This is a genomic window from Pseudomonas syringae (genome assembly GCF_021605415.1).
Lineage (GTDB): Bacteria > Pseudomonadota > Gammaproteobacteria > Pseudomonadales > Pseudomonadaceae > Aquipseudomonas > Aquipseudomonas syringae_S.
Genome location: NZ_WKEQ01000006.1, coordinates 23489 through 45579, shown reverse-complemented (window position 1 = coordinate 45579; position 22091 = coordinate 23489). Strand labels below are relative to the sequence as shown.

At 57.1% G+C, this 22091-nt stretch carries 7 protein-coding genes; 3 read left to right on the top strand and 4 right to left on the bottom strand.

Going from position 1 to position 22091, the window contains the following annotated elements; translation table 11 throughout:
* Nucleotides 1-7: 7 nt before the first annotated feature.
* Together GIW69_RS05810 and GIW69_RS05805 are read left to right on the top strand one after the other, a co-directional pair.
* A complete protein-coding gene (locus tag GIW69_RS05810) occupies nt 8-1159 on the top strand; it encodes a hypothetical protein (protein ID WP_236481185.1) in 1152 nt (383 codons plus the stop codon).
* Nucleotides 1160-1550: 391 nt separating this feature from the next.
* A complete protein-coding gene (locus GIW69_RS05805) occupies nt 1551-6062 on the top strand; it encodes an immunoglobulin-like domain-containing protein (RefSeq protein ID WP_236481184.1) in 4512 nt (1503 codons plus the stop codon).
* A 70-nt stretch (nt 6063-6132) separates the two neighbouring features.
* Here the strand turns inward: GIW69_RS05805 and GIW69_RS05800 are convergent, their stop codons facing one another.
* The 4 genes from GIW69_RS05800 to GIW69_RS05785 form a co-directional block, all read right to left on the bottom strand.
* A complete protein-coding gene (locus GIW69_RS05800; protein ID WP_496570899.1) occupies nt 6133-8415 on the bottom strand; it encodes an autotransporter outer membrane beta-barrel domain-containing protein in 2283 nt (760 codons plus the stop codon).
* A 240-nt stretch (nt 8416-8655) separates the two neighbouring features.
* A complete protein-coding gene (locus GIW69_RS05795) occupies nt 8656-10584 on the bottom strand; it encodes a hypothetical protein (RefSeq protein WP_236481182.1) in 1929 nt (642 codons plus the stop codon).
* A 117-nt stretch (nt 10585-10701) separates the two neighbouring features.
* Nucleotides 10702-12669 carry a hypothetical protein gene (locus tag GIW69_RS05790; protein ID WP_236481181.1) on the bottom strand — a complete coding sequence of 656 codons (1968 nt, stop codon included), beginning with the start codon at nt 12667-12669 and terminating at the stop codon, nt 10702-10704.
* A gap of 234 nt (nt 12670-12903) precedes the next feature.
* Nucleotides 12904-20115 (bottom strand): retention module-containing protein, encoded by a 7212-nt coding sequence (locus GIW69_RS05785; RefSeq protein ID WP_236481180.1) that lies wholly within the window; start codon nt 20113-20115, stop codon nt 12904-12906.
* A 527-nt stretch (nt 20116-20642) separates the two neighbouring features.
* Here GIW69_RS05785 and GIW69_RS05780 point away from each other — a divergent pair.
* Nucleotides 20643-22001 (top strand): TolC family outer membrane protein, encoded by a 1359-nt coding sequence (locus tag GIW69_RS05780; protein ID WP_236481179.1) that lies wholly within the window; start codon nt 20643-20645, stop codon nt 21999-22001.
* Nucleotides 22002-22091 lie beyond the last annotated feature (90 nt).

Sequence of the window (22091 nt, the reverse complement as noted above, 5' to 3'; positions counted from 1 at the left end):
GCAAGGTGTGACCGACGCAGCGAGTTGGTTGACCCATTTCCGGCAGCATAATCAGCAACCTGATCAGCAGTGTTCATTGAGTACCCGAATTTCCGGTCAGTTCAATGCCAGCCTGATCGCCCATCAGGGCATCGACGGCGATTGGTCGGCAAAACCGATGCAAGTCCAGATAAGCAACTGGAACGCCGACGCTCCAAAGCAGATTCCCCTGCAGAGCCTGTTTTATGACGTGACTCAATCCGGTTCGCTGCTCGAAGCACAAAGAGATCAACGTGACTATTTCCACGCCACAGGAGACTGGCTGCCGATTCTGCGGATGGATCTGACCCAAACATCCACCGGCGTGTTCGGCTTTGACCTTTCGGATCAGTTGTACTCCGGCTATCAAACAGCTTCACGATTGAACGCACGCTATGACGATACGGCTATGGCATGCCGAGGTAACAGTGCGGCTTACAACTGCAACGGCGTGCTGATACGCACCACTGACGCCTCTACAGCGTTTCATGCATGGAACCCGAGTCCAGGCTCTATCGAACGCAACGGTGTTTCTTTTTCTTACCTTCGAGCCGATGTTCATCTACCGCGTCTGGCCTGGGGAAAAAACCAGGGGCTCATCATGAAAGAGCTGGCCGCACCGACCGGTTATCCACTGACCGTGCGCTGCGCGTTTCCCTTTGATGCCGCCTCGTTCCATCGCAGCGACGGCTGCAACGCTCACTCAGACGCCCCAGATACAAGCCATCCTTGCGCAGAACAAGGCATCACCACCGTGGCGGCCTACATCGAACATTTTTATGCACAAGCGAGCCCTTATCACGGTTGTGCGTTAAGTGGTGATCAACAACCTTTCGCTGTCAGTGTTGAGGCGCGCGCGCAACTCAGGCCTGATGATCAAGCTGAGCACAACGAAGTATTCATTGCCACCTGGCCTCAGGACATACCCTCCCGCCTTCCCCTTGAAGCTTTCTTTTATGTAGCCGAGTCAGGGTTGTCGCAAGCACGTTTTTTCCAACGCGATTACTACGAACAGACCGGGCGTTATCTGCCCATCGTGCATTTGGCTTTCAGCGACATGAAAAGCGGCTACGTTTTCGATTTCGATCCTGATGCCCAAGACATTCCAAGCTTGATCGCTCCGACCGGTCTTAAGGATTAGAGGGTCGGGACGTATCTGATCGTGTCTACAAGCTGACGTTTGAAGGAAACGTTGATGAACGCTCTGCGGCCACTTTTCCTGTGCGTACGTCCAATATCACGACTGCGGCGCCGCCGCATGAACGCCCACACTGAGCAATCACTGCGCTGATAAACACGCCGCATCGCCATCGACTGGCGGGGGGCGAATTGGCTATGAATCGGATGCGCGACCCCGCTTTTGCAGGAGCTGTCGAAGGCTGCATTAAATCCCGCCTTCAACAACCATTCGTCGATTTCACTCGCCACCCTGTTACTTCTGACAGTAGCCAAACCCCTCATCCCGGCGCTCAATCAACTGAACCATTGCCCGCCTGAAACATACCGGCGGTGCCTTTGTCAGGAGCTTCAACATGCCTTTTAAAAGTGTATATCTGTTCCCACGGCGCGACACTCGAACCGATCCACTCGCTCTAAGACCCTTGGACATCAGGGGAATGATTGAGCCTGTCGTGGGCGGCGATGGCGGGATCAATATCGAAATGATGGAAGAAAATGCGAACGGCGTTCAGTGTTTGATTCGGGCGTGGGGCGAGCCGATGCTGGCCGGCGATAAATATGAAGTCTACTGGGACGGTGATTCCGTTTTCAAAGGAGAACTACCACCGGATGAGGTCAACAAGGACGTGTTCTTTTACATACCGACCGACTACATCAAACCGGGTTGGGCCGAGTGCCATTACGAATTGACCCGGTTAGGCGAAACCACGCCGGAACCGTCCACAGCCTTGCGCGTACTGGTCAAACTCAATCAGCCAGGCGGGCGCGACAACGCGCCCCATCTACCTGACGGCCATTCCGAATTGAACATCGTAAAACTGCCGGACGACCTTATCGAACAAGGCGTGATCGATGCCGAGTGGGCGGAAAAGGGCGTGCCGATGACCGTACCTTTCTACCCGGAGATCACAGCCCACGACACGATGCTGGTGCGCTGGGGAACCACGACACTCACCCCACATCCCGTTACAGAAGATCAGGCTGACGAAAAAGACGCCATCGTAATCACGGCGGATCAGGATGCGATTCTGGCCGGTGGCGACAGTAACAGGCTGGAAATCAAATACGACATTCATGACGAAGTCTGGAACTGGGCGGTAAGGCACTCAAAACGCACTTACATCGGCGTCGAGGCCGGCGCCTGGTTTCTGGATGCGCCAATCATTCAACAGTCGATCAATGGCGTCATCACGATTCGGGATCTGAACAAGGAAGATGTCGAGGTTAATGTTTCCATTGGCGCCGATTTCCAGCAGCAGGACACTGTCACCATGACGTGGATCGGCACGCCCTTCACCGGCAAGCCATTGATCCACACCGAAACCAGAACGGTGGTCAACATTCCGAGCATCATGACGTTTCTGGTGCCCTACGAAGATGTCCGGCAACTCGCGAAAGGTAGCGCGGATGCCTCTTACGTATTGAGAAAAAATAACGGTGACCCACCACTGTCCTCCAAGCGCGAAACTGCCGACGTCGTTGGCGATCCTTTCATGCTGCCTGAGCCGGTCATCCGCGAATTGCTGGGCGACACGCTCGAACCGGATGAACCCAACGCAACGGTGGATATCCGCTACTCGATGACCGAAGGGGAACTGGTCAACATGATCTGGGATGGCATCCGTTCCGATGACCGACCCTACGTGCACGAGGAAGAGCACATTATCAGCCGGAACGAAGCCGAGGCCGGGATCATCACGTTGTACGTCAGCAATGAGCACATCAGTGTGCTCGACGGTGGCAGGCTGGATTTGTCCTATCGGGTATCCAATGATCTGGATGCGCTGTACGGGGTGAGCGAGTCGGAACGGTTGCTGGTCAAGATTGAAAACGTAACGGCTTCGCTACCGGCACCCAAAGTGGTGGAGGCTGATCCGCCGGATATTCTTGACCCTTCAAAAGTATTCGACAACGTCACGGTGCTGGTTGACTACCTGGGTACGATCAAGGGAGACATCCTTACTTATTATTGGCAAGGCGTTAAACCGTTCGGCAGCACCTGCGACTGGATGCCAATCACCTCCCTGATCGAAGGCGAACCCATCCGTTTCAGGGTTGATAAACAGTTTGTGACAGCCAACATCGGCCAATACGTAAAAGTGCGATATTCATTGAAACGAGCTGCGACCGGCTTATTCAACCATTCTGCGACCCTGAATCTTTTAATCGGATCACTCGTTGGCGATCTGGATGCCCCGGAGGTGGTTCAAGCACCCGATCATTTTCTGGATCCTGGTCAGGCATTGAACGGAGTGGATGTAAGGGTCGGGTACGAAAACATGGATCCGGCTCTGGACACCATCACACTGCATTGGGTCGGTACGCCAGGGGCCGGCACATCAAAAGATCTTGAACTGCCTGGAGATTCCAGCGGCAGCGTTCTGTTTCACCTGCCGCCTACGGTGATTGGCCCTAACATCAACAAGGCCGTGGACGTCTGCTATTTCGTCAAACGCTATGGGCACGACACGGATTCACCCTCGTTGGGCCTCAGGGTGTTGAGCTTTCAGGATCCCGAGAACGAGCTACCCCGCCCGCAGATTCCACAGGCGACTGATGACGTTCTGGATCTGATGACTTTCACCGGCGATGCAGACGTGCTCGTGGAAAGATGGCCGTACATCGCACTTAAACAACGCGCCTGGCTATGGCTCGAAGGCAAAACCACAGCAGGCACCGAGTACATCATCACCCTGCTGGACAACGTAGAGGTCACTGCGGCACAAGTCAGCAGTGGTCTTAAAGAAAACCTGTCCAGAAATGAATTGATGAAGCTGGGACATTCCAGCCCGGCCAGCGTGAAGTGCGCCGTCGCATTCTACGAACAAGACAGTAAAGGCGAGGCCATCGCGTTTCCGTCGCGCTCACTGACCGTAAGAACCCGCTATGACTATGTGACGCCCGTCATCACCGATGTGACGGACTCCCGAGGTGAAGTGCCGGAAGGTGGTAAGACCCGCGACGCCGAAGTAACGCTAAAAGGCACCGCCACGCGAGGCGAGACCATTGAACTGTTTGATGGTGCATCGACGTCCAAGGGAACCTCGCTCGTCGGTGCTGACAGCGTCTGGACTCGCAAGATCGACACGTCGGTGGAAAAAGATTACAGCATCACCGCCAAGGCATTGTATGGCGCTGATCCGGCGTCCAGCGAGCCCAGAACTTTCACCGTCAAATTCGCGCAGACACCTGAAATCCTTACCGTCACCGATTCCCGGGGCCCCGTTGCTCCGCAAGCGATTACCTATGACAACAGTGTGCTGGTTACAGGAAGTGCCACGCCGAATTTGCAAATACAGTTGTTCGATGGTTCTTCATCCATCGCTACCCGTGACGTCGACGATGTCGGTGACTGGAACTATCGAGTCACCGGCCTCACCGTCAAGACCTACAGTCTGACCGCCAAAGCGTTGTATGAAATAGAACCCGATGTCAGCCCACCGCGCATCTTTATAGTGGCCCAAGCCGTCACGCCGACGATCTCACGGGTTGAGGACGTTCGAGGCGACGTGGCGCTCAACGGAACCACTTATTACAAAAGCGTGACACTCAGTGGCAAAGCCAGTCCCAACGAAAAAATCACTCTTCGCGATGGGGCTACGCTGATCGACACCGTCATCATCGACTCTACCGGCGGATGGAAATACGTTTACGGCAATCTCACGTTGAAAACTTACAGCCTCACGGCCAAAGCCGAATATGGCAGCGAACCTGTATCTGAACCGGCGCGGGTGTTCACTGTAGCGGCGCACATTGTCCCTAGCATCACATCGGTCACCGACACTGTAGGCATCGTGCAGCCTGGGGCAACGACATATGACACATCGGTGACCGTGCGCGGCAGAGCAACGCCTCGGGAGAAAGTCGAAGTGTTCGATAGCGCTGCGTCAAAGGGATCCGTCACTGTCGGCGGCACCGGCGATTGGCAGGCTCCGCTTTCCAATCTGACCGCCAAGTCTTACAGCATCACCGCAAAGGCGTTATATCCGGTTACTCCAGATTCCAGCGAGCCCCGAACCTTCATCGTGGGCGTGAATACGCCACCCGCCATCACTTACCTGAGAGATTCAATTCGTGACATTCCTCAAAACGGTACGACTATCGATACGTCTGTTCGGATCGATGGGCGCGTCACGCCTTCCCGTCAGGTTCAGATTTACGATAACGGTTCGCCAAAACATACGGTTACCAGTAACGGCTCGGGCGATTGGAACACCACCCTCGCTGTCGGCATTGGCGGTCACAGCGTTTATGCCAAAGCAATCGGTACTGGAAACAACTCCAATACACGGAGTTTTACCGTTAACTCGCCGATTCCTCCACTAACAATCAATACCTCGACAATGAACCTCAGCGCCTGGCATTTCAGAGACTTGAACACACCCACCAATCCACCAGCGGGGGCCTATGGCGATAGAACGCCTCAAGGGGGGGTACCTCCCTATCGTTATGAGTCGAGTAATATTGCCTTTGCCGAAGTCAACAACAACACCGGACGGGTGATCTCAAGGGGTAACGGCTCGGCGACCATTACCGTGCGGGATAACTCCAACCAATCGGTCAGTTACCCCGTTACGACCTCGAATGTGGATCTGTTATTTGGCACCGGCCATTTCAGTGTCTACGGTCTGTGTGCCAGCACGGCTAGCAGTATGGGCGGGCGGATTCCATCTCTCGCGGAGTGGCGAGCCTATATCAACAATTACAGAGGCGGGCCGAGCATCGAGCGCTGGTGCTGGGCATCGGATTCGGGGGGGGGTTTCAAACGAATGGTGATTTTTCCTGCCACGGGGCAGACGGACACAAGGTTGGATTTCGGCAATTCTGGCGGCACAGCCGATGGATTTGGTATTCGCCGCGCATAGAAAAACCAGGCAAACAAAAAAACGCTTATTCCATGGGAACAAGCGGTTTTTGTTTATCTCAAATCAACCCTCACCAGCTATACCGAACCCCAACATTAGCCCCCCATGGCTGTTCAATATTCTCCCCGTTCGCATAATCAAAATCCGCATGCACTTGCCACTGCTCGGACATCGCCACTGCCACACCCGCGCCAAACTCGGCACGGGTGCCGGAAAGATCATTGTTAAATACGTTGTTGTTGACCTGCACTTCGTTGTTTTTTGCAAACTCGTGAGCGATGGCGGCTCGTACGTAAGGCTGGGCGATGCTGCCGTTGCCGAAGCCGAAGTTGCGTCCGACCGTGGCGCCGGCCTTGCCCAGCAGTGAGCGGGTGCGATCGCCGTCGGCGTCCATGTCGTTGTTCAGGCTGTAGCGCTTACCCTGGATCTGCACTGCCGACAGTTGGGTGAACGGTTCAATGAAATAGCCGTCGGCGAGTTTGATGTGGCGACCGAATTCTGCCGATCCGCCAACGCCCCAGTTGTCGTAATCACCCTGAGCACGGCTACCGTCGCTGAGGCTGACTTTTGATTCGTTGCGAAAGCGGTTGAACTTGAGCACGCCGTCAAAGTAGTAACCGGTGTCGGCATCCAGCCAGGTCACGTAGGGCCCGAAGTAGTAGCTTTTCACCGTGCCGGAGGTGCCACGGTTCAGATCCAGATCGGACTCGCTGAACCCCGCCAGCACGCCGACCAGCACATCGCTTTCACCCACACGGGCATCAGCGCCGAGGGAAAGGCCCTGCTGGCGTTGCTGGTAACCAACGCCCGATCCGTCGGCTACGTTGTATTTGTTGCCATAGGTGCGCATCCACGCGCCGGACTGGCCACCATTGAAGCGCAATTCACCCATGCGGCTGCGCAGCGAAGTCAATTCGCCGTACCAGACCGTTGGCGCGGTGTTGAACAGCGCCAGTACCGATCGGGCGCCGGGGCTGACGGTTTGTGTGGTTGGATCGAGGAACCAGTCGGTGCCGCCCGCGCCATCGGTTCGTTTGGCCAGTTCATAAGAAAAGGTGCCGACATCCACCGGCCTGCCATTGACCAGCGAAAACTGCGCATCGCCCGCAGCGGTGTGCACCAGTGTCAATTGCTGCGGCGCCGTGGCGTCCAGACCGGAAGCAGCGACGGCCAGATCAAAGTTGCCGGTGGATACACCGGTCACGTTGAGAAAGTCCCGCTCGCCGGTGACGAAATTGCCTTTCATGGCAAACGTACCGGTGCCTGCCAACGAACCGACGTTCAATTGATAAAAAGTGCCCGGTGCATCAGCGGCGCCGAAATTGACGGCCCCTCCCCCCATGGCCAGCGCGCCGATGGTGTCGTTGCCGGTCAGCGTCCAGGTCGATGAGCTGTTGATGGTCACGCCGTCGACCTTGTCGAGGCGGCCGGTAAACGCGGACTGATTGTTCAAAGTAACAGTGGCTGCGGATGTGTCATCGACCAGCACGTCGCCCGTCATGCGGCCCTGTTCGAATGTGAGGTTGGCAGTGCTGCTGTCGGAGATGTTGATGCTGCCTTCAACGCTGCTGCCCGCGACCGTCATTGTGCCGGTAGACGCTTCACGAATCTCAAGCAAAATGCCGTTACCAGACTGTAGAAGCGCATTGTTCTGCAGCATCACCGTCGCCTCGATGCCCTGCTCGATGACAATGGCGGAACCGGCCCGCCCTTCGACGACAGAGTTATCGACTGTCAGGCTGTTCACACCAAACCGGTCAGAGTCTTCGCCCATACGTACGCCATTCTCGCCGCCGCTGATGACCGAGTTCTGACTGGCGATGATGCTGCCGCCAAAGAAGTTGAGGCCGACGCTGTCCGTCCGATTTCCCGTAACGCGCGTGCCGATCAACTCAACTGCACTCAACCCCGTGATCGCGACTCCAGAGCTTTCTCCGCTGACAACGCTATTGGTGACACGGCCGGTTGATCCCGTGGTACTTGTACCTAATCGATTGAACGTCAAACCTGAATTACCTCCGGTCACCGTGACGTCATTCATTGTTGCCTGGCTGTTCGTGACAGTGACACCGTTTTGGTTGCCCCGCCCCGCGAAAGTCCCCCCCGTCGCGGTAATAGCCGAACCTTGCAGAACTGACACTTCGAATGTCCGAGAACCGGTGGTATTGAGTGCTCCGCCAGTCACCAGATAGTTATCTGGAGCCGTTGTTCCATCGATATTGAGTGTTTGCCCCGGCCCTACCGTTGTCAGCGCCATGACTGGCGTACTGAGCATTAAAACAGGTGCCATCGCCAGTTTATAAAACGCCGTTACAGAACGAAAAGATTTTGATGATGCAAAAAATACTCGCATGACAATTGACTCCGTGTAAATTCTAATGCCATCACGCAGGAATAGCGCCATTGACGCATGCTAACTTCACCAGTCCGAAAATTCTGTAGGATTAATCCTTAAACGCTGTGGTTTATTCTCCTCTTCCACATTTCTGAAGAATGACGGCAATCCCACTACCAACTTGTCAAAAGCTAATTATTCAAGAGAAAAAAGGGAAGACAAAGGCTTCCCTCCATGTTCAACCTTAACAAAAAACAACTAAGGCAATTGGCACGCCCCGCCCTCCCCATCCTGAACGACAACTTCAACATCGTGGGGTTCAGACTCTTCTAAACGGCCGTCAATCGTAACACTGTACTTAATACTGCCCTGCCCGTCCTTGATAGGTTCTAAAGCAGCTATCAGTGGCAGGTACACAGTAAACCCAGTCGTATGCTCCGTCCCCGTTAGTATTTTTTCAAACACATAATCAGGAACATCAACGGGTGAACCTGTTTGCCAACTTTTTCCGGACCAAACAAACTCCAGTGTTATGCCTGCCTCCAAAGGCGCACCGCCTGGTACATCCACCTCGGCCGCCCACCCCACATTTGAAATATTCCGCAGAGAAGAGCAAGAAACATAATCAAAACCATTTTCGGTCGTTATGTGGTTAATCTTCGGCGTCGGCAGTATGACCGGGTTGACATAGACACTGACCGGCTGCCGTAATGAAGGATTGGCGTTGGGTTGCGTAGCATTGGTAATTTTATAATGAACATTGACAGCGGAACTATTACCCTCACCTTTAAAAAAGTCCGGCTGGATATCAAGCTCTATCACGAAATCATCGGCTTCGGAACCCGTCGCACTATAAACAGCACCCGGCACTGCTACGTCATCCCAATAAAGTGTATAAACATCACCGGCAGGATGAGGATCGGCGATTTCAAAACTTGCGACAGCGACGTCGTCAGCGTCTACCAGCTCAAGCTTATTGGGATCGGTGGTAACGCTACCTTGAACCGTAACTTCAGACAAATTGGGGTTTCCAACTTCCGGGTCTTCGGGATCTGGCGGCAACGGACCAGGACGAGAAAGATTAACGTTGACTGTTTCTCCTACCGTCTCGGGATAATCCAGCCCATTGCGCCAAACGGTATAGGCAACCGGCACACTTCTGGGCCCCACCCCACCTGCTCGAACATCCGCATAGGGAACGTCGACAAAGACTGGAAATCCACTCCCGACTTTTATACGCGGTTGAATTTTGGTATCCCAGTCAACTTCGATTTCATCTTCGGGCCTCCAATCCTCATATTGGTCGATGATCACGCCAACTTCTGGAAAGGCATCGCTCAAGTCAATCAATTTTTCAGGCGGGACGGCTTCCGGAATTCTCGGCGGCACCAGATTGCGAGGGGCCTTCGTCAATACGACTTTTACAGGCAAGTGTTTGGAATGAGGGCTGACATTACCAACACGGTCAGTCCAGATATAGTAAAAAATCTTCGGCCCTTCTTTTTCCTCCTTAATCTTATCCAGATCAAGTTTGATTTTTGGTTCAATATCACGATCTTCCGTCACGTAGAACTCACCCACCTTATTTCCTGGATCACTTTGCCCGTAGTAGACCTCTAATTTATCGCCAGTTCGTGTGTCCGTCGGAATAGGAATCGTAATTTCAACACCATCATTATCCTCTAGATACTCCAAGGTGAGAATGCCATCAATCACTTCAGCGGGTAAAGTGACGGGCTCACCGGGCGCGTTTTGGTTCGGGGACTCTTTATCGATATAAATGGCCACAGGACGTAACCATTTATAGGGGTTCCCCTGATAGGTATATTCGTAAGCCAGGTTATAAACACCCTCTGTCAGCGTAGCGGAAGCGGGGAGTTTGACAATAATGGGCAAGGTAAGCGGAGTAAGCCAATTTTTCTCATCGCCGATTGGAACATCATTCCAGAGCAGACGAAACACGACCGCTCTATTGGGCGGTGCGGTAATACCAAGTAAATCAGGGATTGTTACATCCAGCTCCGTATTTTGAAACTTTTTCGGTAGTTTGTTTGGTTCATCACCCTCAACGTCGTCCAACAGGCCCTCCAGCTCTGGAGCTGACGCAGCTCTAACACTGGCAAGTCGTATCGCTCTTAGCTCCGCACGACCCGGATCTTCATCATAAACTTTTTTGTACTTGGCCATTGTTTATCTCCCAGCAACATAGCTAAAGTTGTCGAACAGTTTTTTCACGCGAAAAATTTCCTGAATCGAACATCTCGTCCGTTCCTGCATCACCTCTCTTTTGAAAATCTCACCCCATCAGGAATCTTCGGGACAGAAAACTTCGTGGTTGGGTGAACAAACTTCTCCACTGGGCATTGTTCGATTGATAATCACAAAATCGGCTATCGATTTCCCTCGGCTGCCATTGGTCTTGTTCAATATGTAATAAACAAGTCCTGAGCCCTTGTTCACCATGGGTGAGATCAATTTTTCATAATCCTCAACCACCAGATCAAAACCGTTCGCGGCATCCGATGCGCTCAATTTGTGTGTGAACTGGTCACTAACTCCGGGGATAGGACTGCTGCCGTTCGGGCCTGCGCAGCCTTGCCAGTACATGACGATCTCATCCATAGCGGAAAAACGTGGGTCGTAGGGAATATGCACGGTGACGCCCTCCCACAAACGGGGCCGGGAACAGCAATTGAGTACGCCGTTTCTATCTGCGTGAGGAAATGTCGGCTCTTTAAGGTTGTCGATGACCACAATGGACATCTCGACTTCGGTCACGCGTGCATGCTGATCATTCACACCGTTGCGGGTGATGTAGTAAACCGGCAATCGCGGGTTTTCCAGGTCGGGTTCAATAGCGTCCCAAGGTACGGAAAGCTCTAGAGGCTTTCCGGCAGTATCTCCATGCTGGACGGTGTAAATCTCGACCGGGCAGGCAATCTGCGCCCAATAGAGTTCGATGGTTTGAAACGGCTGGGGATCTTCGTACAGCGCTAACAACGCTCTGGCAGGCAGGCCGAAATCTATTCCTTGCAACTTGTTTGGAAGATCTGAGTTGCGCCCGCGAATTTCCAGTTGGGCCAGATTCATATTGAGGAGGGCCGGAGCATTGGCATGATCCTGACCGGCGATCGTCAGATCAACGGGAACGGATATATCGGTAGAAGGCGGCGTGTAGCTGCCATCGGCCAAGCGTATCCGATAATCGACCATGGCCCGCGAAGGCCCGTTTCCATTAGCCTGCAATACCAACCAGGGAACCGTAACGCGCAAGGGAAACCCTGCTGGATCGACAGGGGTTTCCTCCAGCGAAGTACCATCCCAATCAATTGCCAGCCAGTGTGCGCCGTCGGAAAATTCGTACTCGTCTATCTCCACCAACACGCCCTCACGTGCTTGTTGGCGATCGATTAGCCCACGTGGCAACGGCACTCGCGGTGGCGGCAAGATACCCGGCAATGGCGTCAGATCGACAGTAATCATCGCCAGAAGAGCATTAGGCCCAATATTGCCGGCCCGGTCTCTAAGGCGGTAATACATGTAGCGGGTTCCTGACCCCCACGGACGTATCTGGTCGGCATAAACGGTAATCAACAGACGCCTGTCGATGATGTCTTGTGCACTGAACTCTTGTTCTCGGATCTCAATTTCGTTGTCGGGTGGAATGACCTTATCCGTCCAGTAATAGACAGCCCGATCTCCCACTCTCACATCGTCGTAATACGGCACCTCAACGACCACCTGACCATGCTGGGTCAAATAGCTTTCGGAGATGACCCCATTCAACTCATCGGGAAAAATGACCGGGTCGGGGATGTTGCCAAAGTTGGGTTTGGTGGTATCGATGGTGATTCTTTTTTTGGGAGACTCAACTGGGTTCAATCCTCCGCGATACACCTTGATTGATACGTCATAAACCCCCTGACTCAAAAGGTCGACGGGGACGCACTGGGTTTGCGGAAGGTCAACCGGCTCACCCGCGGGATAATCTTGTGTTGAAACCTTGCGGAAGTCTGCCCCTACGGGGGTGAAGCCCAACTCGACGTCGTCGACTCGTCCGGGAATGACCGAAAAATCCCATCCCGTGTAGGTGACTATCAGATCCTGGCCGAGCACCCTGAGCGGCAGAAGCCCGGTCGGATCATCGGGATCGAGAACGGCCGGGACTTTTGGCTTCTCAAGATCCGCTGCAGGTTCGGCTGCAGACGCTTGTTGATCGGTTGGGGTCTCTGAGGCTGCCATTTGCGTGTATCCCTGCTGCAGGCTGTTCATGACGGTTCTATGCATGCCATCGGAAAATTTGCGTACCGGGACTTCATTTAATGCGTCATGAGGTGGACTGCCTACTGTCAGAAATTACAGGTATTGCTACCGCTCATCGGAAATTCGGGGGGAAATTGGAGCCATCATGACGGAGGTGGGTACCGGAGGCGTGAGACGTTCGGGCATAAAAAACCCGCCCTTCCGTTTGAACGGGAGGGCGGGTTTTGTTGTTTCAGCGTTGGATCAAACGGTGTCCACCTTCAGCGAGTGATCGTTGAGCATGCCGTTGATGATGGTCGCGGTGTCGTGGCCGCTGGCGATCAGACCGTTCGAGCCCGGCGTGACGCCGTAGTGGCTGGCGAGGTTGACGCCGGCCAGGTCGATGGTCTGGTTCGGCGTGGCGCCGGCCATGGCGCTGACGTTGATGCTGGTCATTACCGATGCGCCCGTGCCGGTGACGCTGAAGTGCAGGTAGTCATCGAGGGACGCTGCGGTGCCGTTTTCGCCTTGCAGCAGTTGCGAGAGGTCGAGTTTGTCGGTGCCCGGGGTGAAGTCGGTGACGAGGTCGTGGCCGCTGTTGCCCTTGAGCCACTGGAAGGTGTCGGCCCCTGCCCCGCCGGTGAGAGTGTTGTTGCCCATACCGCCGATCAGCAGATCGTCGCCACCGCCGCCGTTGAGGAAGTCGTTGCCGAGACCGCCGTTGAGCACGTTGTTCTGATCGTTGCCGGTGAGGCTGTCGTTGAAGTTCGAGCCAACCAGATTTTCGATACCGGTGAGGGTATCGGTGCCGGCGCCCAGAGTGTTCTGCGCTCCGAGGGTAGCGAGGCTGACGGTGACGCCGGCCGTGGCATGGGCGTAACTCGCCGTGTCGATGCCGGTGCCGCCGTCGAGCAGGTCGTTGCCCGCGCCGCTATAGAGCAAATCGTTGCCCGAGCCGCCGTGCAGTTCGTTATTGCCGGCGCCGCCGGTGAGCACGTCGTTGCCGTCACCGGCGTTGAGAATGTTGTCGCCCGCACCGGCCACCAGCACGTCATCACCAGCGGTGCCGGTGAGGGTATGACCGTCCTGATAGCGGATGGTCACGTTGGCCGAATCGCTGCCGCCATGGCTGTCATTGGCGGCGTAGGTGCCGTGATAGTCCGGGGTGAGGTCGTGGGCCCCGGCGTAGTTGAGGGTCATGGTCAGTTGGTAGTTTTCCGCCGCATTGGCGTTGTTGCCGCTGGTGTTGGTGATGTTGGTGAGGTGGATCTGGTAGGTGCCATCGGCGGTGGCCGTCAGGGTCTGGCCATCCGCGAGGGCAATCCAGGCACCGCCGTTGATCGAATACTCCATGCTGATGTGACCCGCCGCCAGGTTGTGATCCAGGTTCAGCGTTTCACCTTCACGCAGCTTCACCGTGATGCGGTCTTCATCGTTAGCGTTGGTGTGGGTTACGCCGCCGAGGTAGCCGCTGACCACCAGCACGGCGGTCATGGTCGCGGCGTTGGCGCTGAACGAGCTACGCACATTGGCGAGGTTCTGATTGGCGGCGTTGTTGATGTTGGTGCCGGTGAAGCCGATCGCGCCGGTGCCGGTGAAATCGGCAGCCTTGGAAATCCAGCCGGTATTGAACGAGGTCGGCGAGGCGCTGAGAGGGTCACCGTTCGGGTCGGTGTCGTTGGCCAGGAGCAATTCGCCCGGCACCACGATGTTGCCCGACAGCACGTTGGTGATGATGTGGTCGTCCGTCGCCACGGGTGGTGCATTGGGGATCACCTTCACGGTCAGCGTCGAGCTGGCGAGGTCGCCGTCGTTGTCGCTGACGGTGAAACCGATATTTTCGGTGATGACCACCGCCGTGGTTTTCTGCGAGGTGTAGGTGTATTCACCCGTGTCGAGGCTGATCAGCAAGGTGCCGCCATTGTTGGTGGCGATGCTCAACGTGTTGCCGACGGTGTTGAAGGTGCCGTGATTGACGCCTCCGCTCGGGGTCAGCGAACCCTGGCCACCGAGGGCTTTGGGATCGTAGGTGTACGTGGTGCCGTCGATCACGATGGACTTGATGAAACCGCCATCGGCACCGAACGATCCGCCCTCGCCCAGCAGCGAACCGGTGACCGGCGCCCCCATGACGGTGCCGGACAACACCGAGTTGAGCTGGTTGAGATCGGTGACCACCACCGCGTTGGTGTTGGTGTGATTGATGCCGTCGTAGGCCAGCGGATCGAGGTTGGCGTTGCTCACGCCGTTGCCCAGGCCAATCGCGTAGTTCTTGATGTTGTTGGCGTCGAGGAAGTTTTTCAGCGCCGCCTCGTCGTTGGTGCCGATGTCACCTTCGTTGGGTTTGCCGTCGGAGAAAAAGTAGCCGACGTTCTGCGCCCCAGTGAGTTTGCCCGAGGTGTTGAAGGCGCTTTGCATCGTTGCTACAGCGGCGTCGTAGTTGGTGCCGCCGCCGGCGCTGAGGCCGATGAGGATCGACTTGGCTGTGGCGACGTCGACCCACACGCTGGTGCGGTCGGCGGCGTTGCTGCTGAAGGTGACGAGCTGCACTTTCACATCGCCCAGATCATCGTATTTGTCGAGCAACGCACCGATCGCCTGCTTCGCCAGCGCCAGCCGCGACAGGCCCGGCACACCGGAGGCATCGGCCATGCTGCCGGAGATATCGAGGACGATGAGCACGTTGGAATCGATTTCGACCGCCGCCACTGAGCGATCCGACGCCACGGCTTTGGGCACGTCATCGACAATCTTGATTGCGAGGGTGCTGGTGGTGCTGTTGCCCAGTGCGTCGGTGGCTTTGTAGGTAAAACTGTCGCTCAGGTTGTTCGGCCCGTCGTTGGCAGCAGGTGCCGTTTTCGGCGCCGAGGTCAGCGTGTAGGTGTAAGTGCCGTCGGCGTTGAGCAGGATCTGCCCGTATGTGCCGGTGGCGCTGCCGACCAGGGTGTACGTGATCGCGCCGCTCGCGCCGGTGACCGAACCGACCAGGGTGCCGGACGCGGTTTCGCCGGTGTGGGTCGGGTCGCTGCCGGTGACCGTGCCGGCGGCCAGATCCTGGCCATCCTTGCTCAGGTCGAGGGCTTTTTCGTAGACCGTCACGTCGCAGTCGACGGCGGCTTTGATGTTGCTGTTGCAGACGTCGATGGTGATGGTCGTGGTGCTGATGTCGCCGTCACCATCGCGCACGCTATAGGTGAAGGTGTCGGTGGCGCCAGGTTCTCCGACCGAGTTCGGGTTGCTGTGGTAGGTCGCGTTGCCGTTGGCGTCGAGCGTCAGGTAACCGTAGTTGCCGTTGATTTGCGTATCGAGGCCGCCCACGGCCGGGGTCGACAGGTTGCCGGAGCCGGCGCGCACGCCGATCACCGCACCGGTCGCGGCCGGGCCGTCGGCGCCACCGATGTCATTGTCGAGCACGTTGCCGCTGACGGTGCCGCCCTCTTGCACCGAGTCGTGATCAGGGTTTGCGGTTGGCAAGTCGTCGACGATGTTGACGTTGATCTGGCCGCTGGCGGTGCTGCCATCCGTGTCGGTCGCCACCACGTTGAAGTTCTCAGTGATGCTATGGGTGCCGTTGCCGTTCGGATGGGTTTCATTGTCGACGAGGGTATAGCTGTAAGTGACGACGCCGGTGGCCGGGTTGTAACCAGTGATGGTCAGCGTGCTGCCCAGCGGCGTGACGATGGATTGCGGAACGCCGAGGGCCACGCCGTTGGTGACCAGCGCGATACCGCCAACGGTCAGGGTTTGCAGACCGTCGAGGGCCGTCACGGTGAAGCTGCCATTTTGGGTCAGCGCAGTGTCGTTCGGGCTAGTGCCGTCGCTGAGGTTTTTCTCGTAGACGGTGAGTTCGCCGCCCTTCGCATTGAGGCCGGTGATGCACACCGGGTCGTCGTTGTTGTGGATATTCAGCACCAGGTTTGCGGTGCTGGTATCACCGTCCGCATCGGTCAGGGTGTAGGTGAAGGTTTCGGTGCCGTTGCCGCCGCCATGGAGGTTTTTGAAATCGGCGTCGTTGCTGTTCAGTGTGTAGGTGTACGTGCCGTTGGCGTTGAGCACCAATGTCCCGTAAACGCCGGTAAATGTTCCGGGAGTGATCGGACCGCTGTTCGGGCCGGGCGCTACCAGGTCGGCGCCTTGCACGTCGTTGTCCAGCACATCGCCGGTCAGGGTCAGCCGCGATTCCGACGCCGTGCGGCTGTTGCTGTCATCCAACGCTTTAGGCACATCATCGACGATGTTGACGACGAGCGTGCTGGTGACGATGTTGCCGAGGGAATCTGTCGCTTGATAGGTGAAGGTTTCTTGAAGCGTGTTGGCGCCGTCGTCCGCGTGGGGCGTGGTGCTGGCGGGTGACGTCAGGGTGTAGGTGTACGTGCCGTTGGGGTTGAGCACGATCTGGCCATAGCTGCCGGTGGCGCTGCCAACCAGCGCGTAAGTGATCGCACCGACCGCGCCAGTGACCGAGCCGACCAGCGTGCCGGACGCGGTTTCGCCGGTATTGCCCGGCTCGCTGCCATTGACGGAACCGGCGGCGAGATCGTTGCCATCCTTGGTCAGATCCAGCGCTTTTTCGTACACCGTGACGTCGCTGTCGCTCACCGCTTTCAGGCAGCTGTTGTAGACGTCGATGGTGATGGTCGTGGTGCTTTCGTCACCGTCGGCATCGCGCACGGTGTAGGTGAACACATCCACCGCGCCGGGGCCGTTCACCACGTTGGGATTGCTGTGATAGACCGCGTTGCCGTTGGCGTCGAGTGTCAGGTAACCATAGTCACCGTTGATTTGGGTGTTGAGGCCGCCGATGGCCGAGGTGGTGGTGTTGGAACCGGCGCGCACGCCGACCACCGCACCGGATGCGGCCGGGCCGTCAGCACCACCGATGTCGTTGTCGAGGACGTTGCCGCTGACCGTGCCGCCCTCCCGCACCGAGTCGTGGTCGGGCTTGGCGAGTGGCAAGTCGTCGACGATATTGACGTTGATCTGACCAGTGGCGGTGCTGCCGTCGGTGTCCGTCGCCACCACTGTGAAGTTTTCGGTGATGCTGTTTTCACCGTTGCCGTTGGGGTGGCTCTCGTTGTCGGCGAGGGTGTAGCTGTAGCTGACGACACCGGTGCTCGGGTTGTATCCGGTGATGGTCAACGTGCTGCCCAGCGGCGTGACGATCGATTGCGCAACCCCGAGGGCGACGCCGTTAGTGACCAGGGCGATGCCGCCGATGGTGAGGGTTTGCAAACCGTCTAGCGCCGTCACGGTGAAGCTGCCGGTCTGGGTCAGCGCCGGGGTGTCGGGGCTGGTGCCGAAGCTGAGGTTTTTCTCGTGGACGGTGAGTTCGCCGCCCTCGACGTCCAGCCCCGCGAGGGTCACTGGATCATTGTTGTTGTGAACGTTCAGCACCAAGTTCGCGGTGCTGGTGTCGCCGTCGGCATCGGTGAGGGTGTAGGTGAATGTTTCAGTGCCGTTGCCGCCGCCGTGGAGGTTTTTGAAATCGGTGTCGTTGGTGTCCAGCGTGTACGTATAGGTGCCGTTGGCGTTGAGCACCAACGTGCCGTAGGTGCCGATGAAGGTAGCGGGCGTGACCGGGCCGGTGGTCGCGCTGGACGACGGCAGGCGGTCGGCGCCTTGAACGTCATTGTCCAGAACATTGCCGTTGAGCGTGAGCAGCGATTCCGAAGTGGTGCCGGCGTTGCTGTCGTCCACGGCTGTGGGCACGTCGTCGACGATGGTCACGTCCAGCGACGCATTGGCGGTGGTGCCGTTGTCATCGACCACCGTCACCGCGAACTGCTCGCTCAGCATGTTAGTGCCATCGGCATTGGCGTGGGCTTCGTTGTCGACCAGGGTGTAGCTGTAGCTGACGACGCCTGTGGCCGGATTGAAACCGGTGATGGTCAGCGTGCTGCCCAGTGGCGTGGTGATCGACTGTGGAAAGCCTGCCGCCACGCCGTTGGTGACCACGCTGATGCCGCCGACGGTCAGGGTGGTAACACCGTCCAGCGCGGTCACAGTGAACGTGCCGTTCTGAGTCAGTGAGGTTGAATCCGGGGCGCTGCCGTCGACAAGATTTTTCTCGTAGACCGTCAGCTCGCCGCTCTCGACGTTCAGGCCGTCGAGGGTCACCGGGTCATCGTTGTTGTGAATGTTCAGCACCAGGTTCGCGGTGCTGGTATCGCCGTCGGCGTCGGTCAGGGTGTAGGTGAAGGTCTCGGTGCCGTTGCCGCCGCCGTGCAGGTTTTTGAAATCGGTGTCGTCGGGGTTCAGCGTGTAGGTGTAGGTGCCGTTGGCGTTCAGTACCAACGTGCCGTATGTGCCGGTGAACGTGCCGCCGATCACTGGGCCGCTGTTCGGGCCGACGGGAATGCGGTCGGCGCCTTGCACGTCATTTGGCAACACGCTGCCGGTGAGAGTCAGCAGGGTTTCCGAGGCGGTGTTGGCGTTGCTGTCGTCGATGGCTTTGGGCACATCGTCGGTAATGTTGACGTCGAGCGTGCCGGTGGCGGTGTCGCCGTCGCTGTCACTTGCGACCACTGTGAATTGCTCGCTGACGCTGTTGGCACCATCGCCGGCCGCGTGGGCTTCGCTGCCGTTGAGGGTGTAGCTGTAACTGATCACGCCCGTGGCCGGGTTGTAACCGGTGACGGTGAGTGTGTTGCCCAGTTGCGTGGTGATCGACTGGGGAAAACCGGTCGCCACGCCGCCGCTGATCACGCTGATGCCGCCGATGTTGAGGCTGGTCAGGCCGTCCGGCGCGTTGATGGTAAACGTGCCGGTCTGGATCAGCGCGCCAGGATTGGCGGCGCTGCCATCGGAAAGATTGGCTTCGTTGAGATCCAGTTCGCCACCGCTGACGTCGAGGCCACCGAGGGTGACGGGATTGTCATCGCCGGCTGGCGGTGGCGGCGGCGCAACGACCACGGGCGGTAAGGTGCCGTCGCCATTGTCGCCGGCCGCGTCATCGCCGTTATTGTCGGTGGCGTCGAAACGGTATTCGGGAAATTCAGGAATGCCATTGAACCCGGCGGTGGGGAAACCCACGGTCGGATCAACGCTGCCGGCGACTTCGCTCAGCATCACAAAGCTATGGCCGCCGCCCAACGTGCCCGGCGCGCCCCCGGGATTGTCGGGGCCGGCCGCCGTGGCTTCAGCGGTTTTGCTCGGGTCATCACCGGCGGCAATGGCTTTCTGGATTTGTTCGACGTCGGTCAGTTGCGCGTCGCTAGGCGTGAGCGCCTCGGGGGTGTCGACATGGGCGGCCTGATGGGCCAGCAACTGGCCGGTCATGGTCAGGCTGCTGTCACGGCCGAGGGTGAGCTCCTGGCCATTTTGCAGCTGCACCGCCACCGCGCCCTCGGGCCCGGTGATCAATTGATCGCCGGCAAACAGCCGATCTTTTTCAAAGACCTGACGCTTGATGCCATCACTGGAGACGGCGAATACCTGACCAATGACTTGGGTGACGGTGCCGATGAGCGTTGCCATGTGAAATCCTCCGCTGCCGACCACCGTCGGCGCTGGTTCACGAAGTAGCCCATGGCTCAAGCGGGTTGCCGGGGGTGACGCTCGCACCCTCGACAGTTCGTTTCGCAGGCCTGCTGACCAAAAACTCAATGCAATCAACAACATTGAATCCCTGATCAGCGCTTTTGCCCACTAGCGCTACGTAACGGCGGTGAACCACCCGAGTGACAAAAAAATGTCGCTCTTTTCCGCTACGCGTCCCTCCCCTTTAGCAGTACTTCGCGGTATGTCGCAAAGTGAGTGGAACTTTCCTCAAGCCTTTTTGCGCTCCCTAAAGCGCATAAAACCAAGGCTTTCACGCTGAACAATGTGCTGGAATCAAAAAAGCGCATAAGTTTTTTTTGGAATAAGCGTTATGAAAAATTTTTCTTAGCTACGCTCTAGGATGTTCTTAGCTCTGCTGTTACAAGAGTGAAACGCTTTCACCTTAAAAACCGTCAAATAACTGGCGACAGTTAAGCACCACACGTACTCAGGGAGATGCACCCATGCGCGTTTTAAACCCCCTCTGCAGCGCGGTTTTGTTGGCCATGGCCTGCACATCCCAAGCCCAGGCAATGAATTTGACCGATGCGATCCAAAGCACGATCGCCACCCACCCCGAACTTGCTTCGCGCGTGGACGCCCGCCTGTCGGCTGATGAGCAGATCAAAGTCGCCAAGGGCGGTTTTTATCCATCCGTCGATCTGAACGCCGCTTACGGTCGCGGCTACAGCGACAACACCAACACCCGAGCCTTCGGTAACCACAACACCGAAATCCTCACTTACACCCAGTCGGAATTGCGTCTGCGGCAAATGCTCTTCGATGGTTTCAACACGTCGAACGAAGTCGAGCGCACCAAGGGCGTGTCCAACTCGCGCGCCTATTACGCGCAAGGCACCGCCCAGGATCTGGCCCTGCGCACCATTGAGGTTTACCTCGAAGTGCTCAAGCGCCGTGAATTGGTGACACTGGCGCAGAACAATCTGCAGGCGCACTTGCGCGTCAACGATCAGATCGGCCTGCGCACCGAACGTGGCGTGGGCAGCACCGCTGACTCCGATCAGTCCAGCGCACGTAAAGCCCTGGCGCAGAACAACCTCGACACCGCCGAAGTCGATCTGGCCGACGCCGAATCAAACTTCTTCAACGTGGTCGGACGCCTGCCCGATGAACTGGAAGCGCCGGCGTCGACCCGTGGCGAACTGCCCGCCACCCTGCCCGAAGCCCAGCAGAGCATGGTCGAAAACAACCCGTACCTGAAATCCGCCCAGGCTGACGTGCAATCGGCCGAGAGCCAGTACGAAGTCGCCAAGTCGCCGTTCTACCCACGCTTCGACGCCGAAGCTGCGGTGGGCGCGAACAATAACGTGCAGGGCGATGAAGGCCACGACAACGAATGGCGCGTGGGCGTTGTGATGAACTACAACCTGTTCCGTGGCGGCAGCGACAAGGCGCGTCTGGCATCCGATGCGCATCAGATCAATCAGGCGATGGACATCCGCAACAACGCCCTGCGCCAGCTCAACGAAAACATTCACCTGGCGTGGAACGCGATGGTCAATGCCAAGAAGCAAACCCCGACTGCCCGTGAATACGCCGAAACCAGCAAACGCGTGCGCGCCGCCTATCAGGATCAGTTCGGCCTCGGTCAACGTACCCTGCTCGACGTACTCGACAGTGAAAACGAGCTGTACAACGCCAACCGTCGCTACACCGAAATCCGCTACACCGAGGAATATTCGATGTACCGCGTGCTGGCAAACATGGGCCAGTTGCTGAGCAAACAACGGGTGGTACTGCCGGCCGATGCGATCGCCTCGGCGGAAGTCAAAAACGAAGCCCGCCTGCCCCAGTTGAAATAAACCCCCTGCAGGAGCTGACGCGCGCAACGAGCTGCGATCTTTTGATCTTCAAAATCAAAAGATTGCAGCCTGCGACAGCTCCTACACGGA

Excerpts from the sequence above, each read along its gene's own strand:
- GIW69_RS05790 (WP_236481181.1), bottom strand. The coding sequence starts at position 12,669 with ATGAACAGCCTGCAGCAGGGATACACGCAAATGGCAGCCTCAGAGACC.
- GIW69_RS05805 (WP_236481184.1), top strand. The coding sequence starts at position 1,551 with ATGCCTTTTAAAAGTGTATATCTGTTCCCACGGCGCGACACTCGAACC.
- GIW69_RS05785 (WP_236481180.1), bottom strand. The coding sequence starts at position 20,115 with ATGGCAACGCTCATCGGCACCGTCACCCAAGTCATTGGTCAGGTATTC.
- GIW69_RS05795 (WP_236481182.1), bottom strand. The coding sequence starts at position 10,584 with ATGGCCAAGTACAAAAAAGTTTATGATGAAGATCCGGGTCGTGCGGAG.
- GIW69_RS05800 (WP_496570899.1), bottom strand. The coding sequence starts at position 8,415 with ATGCGAGTATTTTTTGCATCATCAAAATCTTTTCGTTCTGTAACGGCG.
- GIW69_RS05780 (WP_236481179.1), top strand. The coding sequence starts at position 20,643 with ATGCGCGTTTTAAACCCCCTCTGCAGCGCGGTTTTGTTGGCCATGGCC.